General features: G+C 67.0%; 9 protein-coding genes. 3 read left to right on the forward strand and 6 right to left on the reverse strand.

Annotation, left to right across the window (positions count from 1 at the left end):
• The first annotated feature begins 8 nt into the window (after positions 1-8).
• Complete coding sequence (locus tag IPG63_05030) at positions 9-2,807, forward strand: immune inhibitor A (GenBank protein MBK6726613.1); 2,799 nt, start codon at positions 9-11, stop codon at positions 2,805-2,807.
• Between the two features lie 54 nt (positions 2,808-2,861).
• Here IPG63_05030 and IPG63_05035 read toward each other — a convergent pair whose 3' ends face one another.
• Positions 2,862-5,858, reverse strand: a complete 2,997-nt coding sequence (locus IPG63_05035) for a glycosyl hydrolase (GenBank protein MBK6726614.1) — start codon at positions 5,856-5,858, stop codon at positions 2,862-2,864.
• 126 nt (positions 5,859-5,984) lie between these two features.
• Here IPG63_05035 and IPG63_05040 point away from each other — a divergent pair, with 126 nt between their 5' ends.
• Positions 5,985-6,872 (forward strand): GGDEF domain-containing protein, encoded by an 888-nt coding sequence (locus IPG63_05040; GenBank protein MBK6726615.1) that lies wholly within the window; start codon positions 5,985-5,987, stop codon positions 6,870-6,872.
• 43 nt (positions 6,873-6,915) lie between these two features.
• Here the strand turns inward: IPG63_05040 and IPG63_05045 are convergent, their stop codons facing one another.
• The 3 genes from IPG63_05045 to IPG63_05055 all read right to left on the reverse strand — a co-directional run bounded on the left by IPG63_05045 (position 6,916) and on the right by IPG63_05055 (position 8,852).
• Complete coding sequence (locus IPG63_05045) at positions 6,916-7,335, reverse strand: PIN domain-containing protein (protein MBK6726616.1); 420 nt, start codon at positions 7,333-7,335, stop codon at positions 6,916-6,918.
• A gap of 1 nt (position 7,336) precedes the next feature.
• Positions 7,337-7,618 carry a hypothetical protein gene (locus IPG63_05050; GenBank protein MBK6726617.1) on the reverse strand — a complete coding sequence of 94 codons (282 nt, stop codon included), beginning with the start codon at positions 7,616-7,618 and terminating at the stop codon, positions 7,337-7,339.
• Between the two features lie 61 nt (positions 7,619-7,679).
• Positions 7,680-8,852: a VWA domain-containing protein gene (locus tag IPG63_05055; GenBank protein ID MBK6726618.1), complete on the reverse strand. Its 1,173-nt coding sequence runs from the start codon at positions 8,850-8,852 to the stop codon at positions 7,680-7,682.
• Positions 8,853-8,938: 86 nt separating this feature from the next.
• Between IPG63_05055 and IPG63_05060 the strand changes: the two genes are divergently transcribed.
• Positions 8,939-11,389: a tetratricopeptide repeat protein gene (locus IPG63_05060; GenBank protein MBK6726619.1), complete on the forward strand. Its 2,451-nt coding sequence runs from the start codon at positions 8,939-8,941 to the stop codon at positions 11,387-11,389.
• Here the strand turns inward: IPG63_05060 and IPG63_05065 are convergent.
• Positions 11,386-12,939, reverse strand: coding sequence for a SpoIIE family protein phosphatase (locus IPG63_05065; protein ID MBK6726620.1), 1,554 nt, complete (start codon positions 12,937-12,939; stop codon positions 11,386-11,388). The two genes, IPG63_05060 and IPG63_05065, sit on opposite strands and share 4 nt — an antisense overlap.
• 18 nt (positions 12,940-12,957) lie before the next feature.
• Entirely contained in the window at positions 12,958-13,815 is an 858-nt protein-coding gene (locus tag IPG63_05070) for a MoxR family ATPase (protein MBK6726621.1), read from the reverse strand.

Consider the following 13,815-nt stretch of genomic DNA (forward strand, 5'->3'; position numbering starts at 1 on the left):
GAGGATCGATGAAGCGGATGGTGAAGATGGGGTTGTGCCTGATCGTCGGGTTGTCCGGTTCGGCGATGGCGCAGGAAGCCGCGCGTGGCCAGTTCCGCGGCGCGTCCACGGCCGTGCGATTCGATGTGTCGCCACCCTTGCGCACGATCACGCCGCTACCGCCGGCCGACCGCGATCCGGGTTGGTATGGCAGCCTGATGGTCGACCCCGACAGTGGCCGCAAGCCGCGCGACAACAACGCGCCCGACGGCCGCGCCCAGACCGTGCTGCCGTTCCTGCGCGCGATGCCGGCGCCCGGCGTCAGCTTCAACGCCGGCACCGGAACTGCGAATCCGCCGGACCCGGTCGGCGACGTCGGCCCGAACCACTACCTGCGCATGGCCAACTCCAGCTTCCAGATCTTCAGCAAGACCGGAACCTCGGCGTTCGGCCCAGCCAATATCAACACCCTGTTCGCCGGCTTCGGCGGCGCCTGCGAGACGGAAAATGCGGGTGACCCGGTGGTGATCCACGACCAGATCGCCGACCGCTGGCTGGTCAGCCAGTTCTCCGACGGCACCGGCCCGGGCTTTTTCAACTGCGTCGCGCTCTCGACCGGCAGCAGCCCGCTCGGCACCTGGTACCGCTGGGCCTTCAGCACGCCGGTGTTTCCGGACTACCCAAAGTACGGCATGTGGCCGAATGCCTTCGTGATCACCACGCGCGAACTCGACGCCGGCGAAATCGGCGTGTACGCAATCGACCGCGCGCAGATGCTGGCCGGCAATCCAAGCCCGACCCTGGTGCGTTTCGGGGTGCCGGTGGATCCCTATTCCGGTGATGGCCTGTTGCCGGCCGACCTCGACGGCAGCGCGCTGCCACCAGCAGGTGCACCGGTCTACCTGATCGGATCGATGGATGACGGCGGCCCCTACGGCGCCACGCAGGATGCCCTGGCGCTCTGGGAACTGGACCCCGACTTCAGCACGCCGGCCTCGTCCACGCTGGCAGTGGTCAAGACCCTGCCGATCGCGCCCTACGACACCAATTTCCCGTGCAGCGGACGGTCCTGCGTGCCGCAGCCGGCACCGCTCGGCGCGGTCGACATCCTGTCCTACCGCCAGCGCCCGACCTTCCGCGCCGCGTACCGCAATTTCGGCAGCTACCAGTCCATCGTCGCGACGCAGTCGGTGGAAGGCGCTCCGAGCATGGCCGGCATGCGCTGGTGGGAAATCCGTGCACCCGGCGCCAGCGCCGAGCTGTACCAGGACAGCACCTACGTGCCCGGTGCGACCGATGGCATCCACCGCTGGATGGGCTCGATCGCGCAGGACCGCTCCGGCAACATCGGGCTTGGCTACAGCGCCAGCAGCACCTCGGTGTATCCGGACGTGCGCTACAGCGGCCGCCTCGAAGCCGACCCGCTGAACGAGCTGGGCCAGGGCGAGGGCACGCTGGTCACCGCCGCCGGTGGTCACACCGCGTCCACACGCCGCTGGGGTGACTACACCGCGCTCACCGTCGACCCGACCGACGACTGCACCTTCTGGTACGTCAACCAGTACTTCGTCACCTCCGGCATCACCTGGACGCTGCGCGTCGGCTCGTTCAAGTTTCCGGACTGCGGCACGCCGAACTTTGGCCTCGCCAGCTCGCCGCTCAGGCAGTCGGTGTGCGCAATCGGTGACATCAGCATCGGCGTGCAGGCGCATGCCTACGACGGCTTCAACAGCCCGGCCACGCTCGCCGTCAGCGGCTTGCCCGCCGGCATGACCAGCAGCTTCTCGCCGGCGACGATCGGCGCGATGCCGGGCAGCTCGACGCTGACGCTCAGCAACGCCGCGGGCGTCGCGCCCGGCACCTACACCGTGCAGATCGAAGCCACCACCGCGGCGCCAGCACTGGTGCGCACGCGCCCAGCCAGCTTTACCCTGTTCGCAGCCGCACCGGCGGCACCGACCGTGATCGCTCCGGCACCCGGTACCAGCGGCCTGACCTACGCTCCGAACTTCAGCTGGAATGCCGTGGCGGACACCGAAGGCTACGTCCTTGAACTGGCGACCGACGCCGCCTTCACCAATATCGTACACACCAGCCCGAGCCTGAGCGGCACCAACTACACGCTGCCGATCACGCTCGCCGGTGCAAGCACGTACCACTGGCGCGTCACCGCCAGCAATGGTTGCGGCGCCGGCGCGGCATCGGCTGTCGCCAGCTTCACCACGCGCGCTGCGCCTGGCACCTGCGCAGTCACCGAGCAGTTGCTCAGCAGCTTCAGCGACGACGTCGAAGCCGGCGTCGGCGGCTGGACCACGGACCCGGTCTCCGGCGACACCTGGACGCGCAGCACCGCGCGCCCGGCCAGCGGCAGCTACGCCTGGCTTGCGGTCGATATCGCCAGCACCTCCGACCAGCGCCTGATTTCGCCGACGATCAACCTGCCGGCCGCCCAGAACAGCCTGACGCTGCGCTTCCAGCACGACGTGACGATGGAGCAGAACACCGCGACTTCGTGCTGGGATGGCGGCTTCGTCGAGGTCTCCACCGATGGCGGCACGAACTGGAATCCGCTCGGTGCCTCGCGACTGCTGGAAAGCCCCTTCCTCGGCCCGGTCCCGACCGGCCAGCAGGCTTGGTGCGGCACCGCCCCCTACCGCACCGCCAGCTTCGACCTCGGCGACTTCGCCGGCCAGGCGGTGAAGTTCCGCTTCCGCGCCCTCACCGACAGCTCGGTCGGCAGCGTGCCGCACGGCTGGTATGTCGACGACGTCCGCGTCGAGGGCTGCCAGCTCGACCCGAACGCGGTGTTCCGCGACGGCTTCGAGTAAGCGCTGCGGGCGTTGGCGACGGGTACTGCGCCCGTCGCCAATGCCGCAGCAGGTTCAGTCCTCGCGCCCGCGCAGCTTCGGCGCCGGCTGGGCGCGCGGCTTGCGCGCTTCGGGCGGCTTGATCGCGAGCTTGGTCTCGCTGCTGGCACCGGCGAGGCTCAGCTCGAGCGTGTAGTCGGCGGGCACGGCGTAGAGCCGATGGCCGAGGCGGATCGACTCGGCGTAGGGCGTCTTCGCCAGTCGACCGCTGCCATCCTCGGGCTCCGCGTTGGCCTCGGCCTTGTCTGCTGGCGCGCCCTTTGACTCGGCAGCGATGGGTTTCGCTTGCAACGCATCCTGCTCGGCCGCGAGCGCGAGCTTGGCGTCGACCAGCAGGTCCCACTCCAGCGTGTTGATGCCGCGCTCGGCATCGACCGCGATCTCGCGCAACAGGCGCTTGTCGCCATCGCGAACGCGCAGCGTGCCCGGGCCCGCCTGCGCCGCCCAATAGTGGATCGTCGCCTTGGGCAGAAACGGGGTTTCATCGAACCAGCGCGAGGGACGCGAACGCCAGCCGCGATCGGCCTCGATCTCGTCGACGTGGAACAGGTGCACGGGCTTGGCGCGCACGTCGGCGCTCAGGTCCTGCAGCGGCAGCACGTCGACGATCCAGACGCTGCGACCATGCGTGGCCGCGACCAGGCGACGGTCGCGCGGATGCACGACGAGATCATGCACCGGCACGTTCGGCAGGCCGGCATCGAGCGCTTCCCAGTGGCTGCCGCGATCGAGCGAGGCATACACGCCGCGGTCGCTGCCGACGTAGAGCAGCTGCGGATTCACCGGGTCTTCCTTGATCACGTTGATCGCCTCGGCGGGCAGGTTGGCGGCGATCGACTTCCAGTTGCGACCCAGATCCTCGGTCACGAACACGAGCGCAACGGCCTCGTCGTTGCGATAGGTGTTGAAGCTGACGTAAGCACGCTCGCGCACGTGCTGCGACGCGAACACGCGCGACACCCAGCGCTCGGGCAGCTTGGCCGAGACCTCGCGCCAGTCGTTGCCGCCACCGCTGGTGACCCAGACCTGGCCGTCGTCGGTGCCGGCCCAGATCAGGCCGAACTGCTTCGGTGATTCGCTGAGCGAGGTGATGGTCGCGTAGGGCACGTCGCCGCGGTTGCGACTGTTCGTCAGGTCCGCACTGATCGCCGCCCAGGTCTTGCCCTGGTCGAAGGAGCGGAACAGGCGGTTGGCGCCGAAGTAGACGACGTCGGCGTTGTGCGGGCTCAGGATCACCGGCGTGTTCCAGTTGTAGCGCAGCGCCGGATCGCCGAGCTTCTCGCGCGGTCGCACCTCGTGGCCCTTGGACGAACGATAGAACCCGAACTGGTAGCCGGTGATCACGCTGGCGTCGCGCGGGTCGATTGCAACGTGCATGCCGTCGCCGCCACCGATGAAGGACCAGGCCTCGGCATCGTCCCACTTCGCTTCCGAGGAACCTTTCCAGGTGCCGTTGTCTTGCAGGCCGCCGTAGATGTTGAACGGCTCGGCCAGGTCCACGCCGACGGTGTAGAACTGCCCGACCGGCTGCGCGTCGAGCTTGAGCCAGCTCTTGCCGCCGTCGTAGCTGACGTCGAGGCCGCCATCATTGCCGCCGATCATGCGGCTCGGGTTCGCGGCATCGATCCACCAGGCATGATGATCGACATGCACGCTCGGCGGGTTCATGCCGCTGAAGGTCTTGCCGCCATCGCCCGACGTGATCACCGGCACGCCGAGCAGGTACACGCGCTCGGCATCCGTCGGCGACACCCGCACCTGGCCGAAGTAGTAGCCGTAGGTGTAGGTCACTTCGCTGAGCATATCGTCGTGGGTCTTGCGCCAACTGGCACCGGCGTCGTCGGAGCGCCACAGCTCCAGGCCATGGATGTCGGTGTTGAACAGCGCCGCCTCGGCGTCGTTGAGCGCATTCGCCAGGTCCTGCACCGTGACCTCGTCCGCCTTGATCTTGGCGATCAGCGCCTTGGCGTCGAGTTCGGTGTCGAGGTCGTTGTCGCGGATGAAACTCTCGATTTCTTCCGGGTCCTGCGCCAGGAATTCGTCCTTCGACATCTGTTTCAGGCGCCGCGCCGAAAGCGGCCGGTCACCGAGGTCCTGGCGGTCTGCGGGCAGCTCGGCCCAGTTGTCGATGCTGGCGTAGAGCGTGCCCGGCTTCGAAGTGGCGACCGCCAGACCGATGCGGCCAACGTGTGTACCGCGCGGCAGACCGCCGTCGAGTCGCAGCCAGTGGTCACCACCGTCGCTCGACTTCCAGATGCCCGAGCCTGCGCCCGATTCGACGAAGTTCCAGGCCGTGCGCGAACGCTCCCAGGTCGCCGCGTACAGCGTCTCCGGGTCGTTCGGATCGAAGGCGAGATCGATCGCGCCGGTGTCTCCCTTGCCCACGAGCACCTGCGTCCAGGTGCTTCCGTCGTCGCGCGTGCAGAACACGCCACGGCGACCGCCGCGCAAATACAGGCGGCCGATTGCAGCGACGCAGACGCGCGCGCTGTCCTTCGGATGCACCAGCACCCGGCTGATCCGGTCGACGTCGGTCAGGCCCTTGTGCACGAAGCTCTTGCCACCGTCCTCGCTCAGGAACACGCCCATGCCGCCGTAACTGGAGCGCGACGAGTTCGGCTCGCCGGAACCGATCCACAGGCGCTCGGGCCGGTTCGGATCAACCGCGATGTCGCCGGTGATCATGGTCGGCAGGGCATCGCTGAGCGGCTCGAAGCCGACGCCGTTGTTGGTCGTCTTCCACACCCCGCCGCTCGCGTAGGCAACGTAGAAACCGTAGGGCTCGCCGGGGATCGACTCGACATCGAGCACGCGCCCGCCCTGCAGGGTCGGCCCGAGCGCCCGCCATTTCATGCCTTGCAGCGGAGACGACTGCTGCAGCGAGCGATGTTGCTCCCACGCCTGCCAGCGTGGATCAGTGGGGTCGCGACTGTCGAGGGCATGGCTGTTGCAGGCGACGATCAAGGCCGCCCCCAGCAACAGGTCGCGAATCGATTTGGCTGCTTGCGGCATAAGGCGCTCCCGGACGAAGCCGCGACGATAGCCGCGCACCCCGGCCGCGACCACGCCACGACGCCGACAACGTGACGAGCCGTGGCCTGCGGTGCGGGAGCGGGGCGCAGCGCGTACACTTCCGCCATGTCCGGACCCGACCCGCAAACCACGCAACGCCTGCGCCTGCACCTCGGCGACAGTCGTGGTCGGCCGGGCGCGCGCGTCGTCGTCATCCATGGTGAAAACGTCGGCGCCCAGATCGAGATCGGCGACCAGGCGGTTGTGGTCGGTCGGTCCGCCTCCAGCGACCTGCAAATCCCGCACGCCAGCGTTTCGCGCCAGCACTGCCGCATCGCCTTCGAGGGCAGTTGCTATGTGCTGGAAGACCTCGGCTCCACCAACCAGACCCTGGTCAACGAGGAACCGGCCACGCGCGTCGAATTGCAGGATGGCGACCAGATCGCCGTCGGCGAAGCGGTGCTCAAGTTCATGCGCCGCGAAAGTCTCGAAGACCGTTACCACCAGGCCATGGTCGAGATGGCGACGGTCGACGCCCTGACCGGGCTACCGAACCGCCGCGCCTGGCGCGAGACGCTGGAGCGGCAGGTGCTGCTGGCGCAGGGCGGCGCGCCGCTGTCACTCGCGTTTGTCGATCTGGATCACTTCAAGCGCATCAACGACGAGCTCGGCCATCTCGCCGGCGACGAGGTGCTGCGTGGCGTCGCCACCGTCATCCGCAACGCCCTGCTCGGGGGTTTCCACGGCGGCCGGCTCGGCGGCGAGGAGTTCGCGGTGATCCTGACCAATACCCCGCTGCAGAAGGCGATCGACTACAGCGAAGCCCTGCGCCGCGCCATCGAGGCGCTGCGCGTCACGCCAGGCGGCGTGCCGCGCCAGATCACCACCAGCATCGGCTGCGTGCAGTGGCACAAGGGCTTCCAGACCAGCGCCGAATTCATGCGCGCCGCCGACGCCGAACTATTCCGCGCCAAGGCCGCGGGGCGCAATCGGGTGTGTTGGCCGGCGTTCTGAGGGCGAATGCAGCCTTGCTGGCGAAAACTCCCGCTTGCCCGCTTCAATCCGTCAGCAGCACGTTCTTGAATGGCTTGTGGTTCTTGAAGCGATAGGTCTTGAAGTCGCGTTGGTCGGTGCTCAGGATGCGTCCATCGTCGAGGTGTTCGGCGAGCCAGACCAGTGAGGCATCGGCCAAGTCCATCGGCAAGTTGGCGTACTTCTTCATCATCACCGTGATGCGCGGCAATTCTGCAGCTTCGATCGCTTGCACGGCGCAGAAGCCATCCGCGACGACCTGCAGGAATCTCGACGCCACCTTCGCGCCCAGGCGCAGCTGCATCAGGTGCGTCGTTTCGGTGAGCACCGGCCAAGTCGTCACCAGGGGCTCGCGCACGGCCGCCAGGGCTTCTTCGGCTCGCGCATGGTGGCGGTCACGGCGATCGGCAAGCGCATAGAAGAAGCCGGTGTCAGCGATCAACATGTCAGCCGTGCTTGCGCGCGAGGGACTCGGCGATCAGCGACTTGTAGTTCGTCGAGCCATCGCTGTGGCCGCTGTCGCCCATGCCGATGAAGCCGGAACGCTTCATGATGTCATACGCGCTCAGCTGCTCGCTGCTGACCTTCGCGTACATCAGCGCGATCGACGCCTTGAGTGCTTCGGTGACGTTCATCTGGGTGTGCTCGGTGACGTAGCGCAACTGCTCCTCCGCCACTCGATCGATGCGGGCATTGACCCGTGCGGGCGGGTAGGGTCGGTGTGTCATACGGCGTATGCTACGACCACCGCACACGCGCCGCAAGCGCGGTTTTCGGCGTCACCAGTCGCTATCGCCGCAGTGCCGCAATTGCCTGGTCGATGCCGGCGAGGGTGAGCGGGAACATGCGGTCGCCGATCAGCGACTTGGTCATCTGGATGCTCGGTGTCCAGTCCCAGTTGGGTTGCGGTACCGGGTTGATCCAGACCAGCTTCGGCCAAGTGGCAACGATGCGTTGCATCCAGGTCGCACCGCTTTCCTCGTTCCAGTGTTCGATGCTGCCGCCGGGTTCGCTGATTTCGTACGGCGCCATGCTGGCGTCGCCGACGATGACCACGCGCCAGTCGTGCGGGAACTTGTGCATCAGGTCGAAGGTGGCGTGGGTCTCGCCGTAACGACGATGGTTGTCCTTCCACAAGCGTTCGTAGAGGAAATTGTGGAAGTAGAAGTGCTCGAGGTGCTTGAATTCGCTGCGCGCGGCGGAGAACAGCTCCTCGCACAGACGGATGTGTTCGTCCATCGAGCCGCCGATGTCGAACAGCACCATCAGCTTGATCGCGTTGTGGCGCTCGCGCCGGTAGCGCAGGTCGAGCCAGCCGGCATTGCGCGCGGTGCCGCTGATGGTCGCGTCCAGATCGAACTCCTCGCGCTCGGCGTTGCGCGCGAAGCGGCGCAGCTTGCGCAGCGCGAGCTTGAGGTTGCGCGTGCCGAGTTCGAGCTGGTCGTCGAGGTTGCGGAACTGGCGCTGCTCCCAGACCCTGACCGCACGGCGCGCGCCGCCCTTGCCGCCGATGCGCACGCCCTCGGGATTGAATCCGCCGTGGCCGAAGGGCGAGGTGCCACCGGTGCCGATCCAGCGATTGCCGCCTTCATGGCGTCCCTTCTGTTCCTTGAGGCGCTCGGCGAGCGTGCGCATCAGCTCCTCGAAGCTGCCGAGTTTCTGCAACGCGGCTCTCTCCTCCTCGGTCAGCAGCCGCTGCATCTGCTGGCGCAACCACTCCTCCGGCACCGTGCCCTCGGCGTCGAAGACGGTGTGGATGCCGTCGAGGTACTGCCCGAAGATTCGGTCGAAGCGGTCGTACTGGGTTTCGTCCTTGACCAGCGTGAGTCGCGCCAGCGCGTGGAAACGCTCGATTGACACATCAGCCAGCCCGGCGCGGACCGCTTCGAGCAGGGTCAGGTATTCGCCAACGCCGGGCTTGAGGCCACCGGCGCGCAGGGCCAGGAAGAAACTCGTCAACATGAACGCATTGTGCCAAAGGCCGCGGCCGCGGTGACGATTACTCGCGGCTGTGGCAGATTTCCGGATCGGGCCACACGAGCGCATGCATGAGCCAGCACGACCAACCCCAGACGCGCACGGACGGCGCAACCGGCAGCGCCGACGTGTTGCTCGCCGACACCGCCGCCAACCCGCGCGGCGCGCCAGACCGTTCGCTGCCCGAGCAGATCGGCGAATTCCGCATCCTCGGCCTGCTTGGGCGCGGCGGCATGGGCGCGGTGTACCTGGCCGAACAGCAGAACCCGCAGCGCGAGGTCGCGCTCAAGGTGTTGCGCGGCACCCAGGACGATCCCGGGGCACTGCGTCGCTTCGAGCTGGAAGGCGAGGCGCTGGCCCTGCTCGACCACCCGATCATCGCGCACGTGTTTGCCACCGGGGTCGACAGCGGCCACGGCGCCGGCATTCCGTTCCTGGCGATGGAGCTGGTGCGCGGCCGCAACCTGCTGGCCGATGCCGATGCGCGCGCGCTCGATGCCGACGCCCGTGTGCGCCTGATGGTCGAGGTTTGCCATGGCGTGCAGCATGCCCACCAGCGCGGCGTGATCCATCGTGACCTGAAGCCGGCGAACATTCTGGTCGACACGGAAGGCCGCCCGAAGATCATGGACTTCGGCATCGCCCGCGTGCTCGGCGCCGGCAGCGATGGCGCGACGCGTCTGACCGAAGCCGGCCAGGTGGTCGGCACCATTCCCTACATGAGCCCAGAGCAGTTGCGCGGCGAGTCGCACCGCATCGATGTGCGCACCGACGTGTTCGCGCTCGGCGTGATCCTGTACGAACTGCTCGCCGGCCGGCGCCCGCGCGAACTCGATGCCAGTTCCCTGTTCTCGGCGATCAAGAGCGCCGAACGCAAGCCGATGGTGCCGCTCGCGAAGATCGTGCCGAAGTTCGGTGGCGACCTCGACACCATCGTGATGAAGGCGCTGGCGGAGTCGCCGTCGCAACGCTACGCCAGCGTCGCCGACCTCGCCGCCGATCTCGAGCGCTACCTCGACCACCGCCCGATCCTGGCGCGCGCACCGAGCGCGTTCTACATCGCCCGCAAGTTCGCCCGCCGCCACCGCGCCCTGGTCACCGCCGCCGCGATCGCCATGCTCGCCCTGCTCGCCGCCACCGCGTTCGCGCTGGTGTCGGCTCAGAAGGAACGCGAGGCGCGCGCGATTGCAGAGTCGAAGACTGCCGTGGCGAATGCGGTCAATGATTTCACCAAGCAGATGCTCAGAGGCGCGAGCGCATTCAGTAACCAGGGCAAACCAGTTGCGGTCGTTGATCTCTTGAAGGCAGCCGAGCGGGCGCTGGATGGAAAGCTTGCGTCGCAGCCTCTCGTTGCCGGTGAGGTCGCGTTACTTCTCGGCGACGCATACCGGACGCTGGGGCAATACGACGACGCCCTCGCGATGAGCAAGCGCGCCATCGCAAGTCTGCCCACAAGCGCGGAACACGCCTCCGCCAAGGCCGAGGCGATTCTGGTTCACGTTGCGGCGCTCACCTCAACCGATCGCAACGACGAAGCCTCGCGAGAACTTGAGTCGGAGCTTCCACCGGTCGAGGCATTCCTGAGCTCGCGGGATCCCATGCGCGTGGAGGCGATTCGCTATCGCGCCAAAGTTGCCGAGCGGGGGGGCGATCAAGCCGAAGCTCGGCGATTGTTGGAGTCTGCGCTTTCCGCGCACACACTGGGTGCTTCCTCGGACAGCCTTCGAAGTGTTCGGCAAGACATGGCCTTGCTGCTTCGCGACCTGGGGAACGCCGACGACGCCAGAAGCCAGATGGAAGGGCTGTTGCGTGAGTCGACCGTTTCTGGAAATGAGCTTCAGATCCAGGAGGATCAGAACAATCTGGGCACGTTGCTGCATCGCATGAACGAGCTTGACCGGGCGCACGAATTGCTCTCCGCAGCGTTTCAGAGTTCGGTCAAGATCTTCGGACGCAACCACCCATCCACGCTCACAACGCTGCTCAACTTGCTCAACGTTACGGTGAAGCAGGGGAACCTGGACGCCGCCGACAGGATGTCGCTTGACCTGCTTTCTCGCCTTGATGCCGGAATCGGCCGCGCAACCTATCTGGGACAGAGCATACTCAACACGCGGGCCTATCTGTTGGACGACCTGCAACGAAACGCCGAGGCCGAAACGCTTTTCCGCGAAGTGCTCCGCCTCGTCGAGGACAATCCGTCGCTTCGCGGACAGGAAAGTATCGGCAACCGCAACAATCTGGCGATGCTGCTGATGGAAATGGAGCGGTTCGAGGAAGCCGCCACCGAGTTCGAGCGTGGCATCGACGAGGCCGTCAGCATGGTCGGTGCCGAACATCCCTACGTCGCAATCTTCCGCAACAATTACGGCGAATGCCTGACCAAGCTCGGTCGCTATGACGAAGCGCTAGCGGAGCTGCGTGCGAGCCACGAAGGTCTGGTCTCGACCTTCGGCGCCGAACATGAGCGGGTGAAAAAGTCGCTGGCGCGCATCGCCCTGGCCGAGCAGCGCGGGCGCTAGGCGCGGCGTTCGAGCACCAGCACGCTGGCGTCGTCCTCGCCGCGCGGGTGTTGGGCGGCGAGTTCGGCGAGCAGGCGCTGCGGTTCGCTGCTGTGCGCGCGCACGCTTTCGATGGCCGCGATGATCGAGCCGTCGGGCGCGCCTTCGATGAAGCCATCGGTGGCGATGACCAGGCGTGTCGCCGGTCCCAGCAGGATGCTTTCGACGTGATGGCGGGGGTCCGGCAGTACGCCGATCGGCGGATGGCCGCTCACCCGCAGTGCCTGCACCGCGTTGTCGGCGGCTGCGATCCAAGCGTGACCGTGGCCGGCGTCGACGATGTCGGCGCGGCCGTCGCGGTCGATTCGCGCCAGCCACAGCGTCACGAACTGACCCGGCGCGAGCACCGCCGCCAACTCGGCAGCAAGATGGTCGGCCACCGCTGCGGGTGAATCCGAGCGGCGGCATTCGCTGCGCAGGATCGCGAGCGCGGTCGCCATCAGCAGCGCGGCCGCGGTGCCATGGCCGACGACATCGCCGACGAAGCACCAGACTGCGCCGTCGCGCGCTTCGAGCACGTCGATGAAGTCCCCACACATGCCGGCACCGGGCTCGGTGCTGAACGCATAGTCGAGTGCGGCGAGGCGACCGCTGCGCGACGCGCACAGTTGCAGCTGCACGCGCCGCGCCTGCGACTGCTCGGCGGCCAGACGCTCATGCTCGGCGGCGGCTTGCAGGCCTTCGCGATGCGAGATCGCCAGCGCCGCGATGCGTGCCGCCGCCTCGACGTAGGCAAGCACGCTGCCGTCGCGGTCCTGGAACGGTTCGGCGCGATCCAGATACAGCCAGGTCGGTTCGGACACGCCGCTCAGGCGCAGGCACACCGCATGCGCGACCGGGTGCGCGATCAAGCTGGCGCCAAGGTCGCTCGCCGCGATCGACTCGAACACCGCCGGCTCCTCGGGTTCGGCCACCCGCAACAGCGTAGTGCTGAAGCCACGCTCGCTAGCGCCGGCGCGGGCATGCAGCGCGCACACCTGCACCTCGTCGATCTCGCCGCGCAGCACGGCGACTCGGTCGTAGGCCAGGCTGGCGCCGAGATCACGACACAGCGCATTCAGCAGTGCCGGTTCGTCCTCGGCGTGCTGCGCCGTGTGCGCCAGCGCGAACAGCGCGCGCAAGCGTTGTTGCGGCACCGAGCCAAGCGTCTGCGGCCGGCTCAGGGACGCCGGTGTAGGCGCACTCACCGGGGCCGCGAAGCGCACTTCGAAGATCCAGGAACCGATGCGCAGTTGGTCGCCAGCGACCAGCGCCACGTCGCGCTCGGTTTGCAAGCGCTCGGCGTTGAGATGGGTACCGCGCGTGCTGCCGAGATCGCGTATGCACCAGCGCCCCTCGCGCACCCCGAGCAGGGCGTGCTGGCGCGACACCGCGATGTCGATCAGCGAGATCTCGTTGTCGGCGGCGCGTCCGAGGCGCCAGTCACGTGCCGCGAGCGGACCGACATTGCCGCGCGGCGGCCCGGATTTCACCACCAGGGTGATTGGCGGCGGCGTGACCTCAGCGCCCATCGATGCTCCGCCGCGCGCTCATCCGCCGCGTCGCGCCAGGAACGCGAGCTTCTCGAACAGCTGCACGTCGGCCTCGTTCTTCACCAGCGCGCCATACAGCGGTGGCAAGACCTTGCGCGCGTTCTTCTCACGCAGCACCTCGAGCGGAATGTCCTCGGCGACCAGCAGCTTGATCCAGTCGAGCAGTTCCGAAGTGCTCGGCTTCTTCTTCAGGGCCGGCGCCTCGCGCACATGGAAGAACGCCTGCAACGCCTCGTTGACCAGTTCGCGCTTGATACCCGGGTAGTGCGAATCGACGATGCGGGTCAGGGTCTCGGCATCGGGAAACTTGATGTAGTGGAAGAAACAACGGCGCAGGAACGCGTCCGGCAACTCCTTCTCGTTGTTGCTGGTGATGATCACGATCGGACGGTGTTTGGCGCGGATGGTTTCCTGCGTCTCGTAGACGTAGAAGTCCATGCGGTCGAGTTCACGCAGCAGGTCGTTCGGGAATTCGATGTCGGCCTTGTCGATCTCGTCGATCAGCAGTACCACGCGCTGTTCGGATGCAAACGCCTCCCACAACTTGCCGGGCACAATGTAATTGCGGATGTCGGCGACGCGCGCGTCGCCGAGCTGCGAGTCGCGCAGGCGCGAGACCGCGTCGTACTCGTACAAACCGTGCTGCGCCTTGGTGCTGGACTTGATGTGCCATTCGATCAGCGGCGTGCCGAGCGAGCGTGCGACTTCCTCGGCGAGCAGGGTCTTGCCGGTGCCGGGTTCACCCTTGATCAGCAGCGGCCGCTGCAGGGTGATGGCGGCATTGACCGCGAGCATCAGGTCCTCGGTGGCGATGTAGCGGTCGGTGCCTTCAAAACGCTTGCCTTGCGGATGCAT

It is taken from the genome of Lysobacterales bacterium (assembly GCA_016703225.1).
Classification (GTDB): Bacteria; Pseudomonadota; Gammaproteobacteria; order Xanthomonadales; family Ahniellaceae; genus JADKHK01.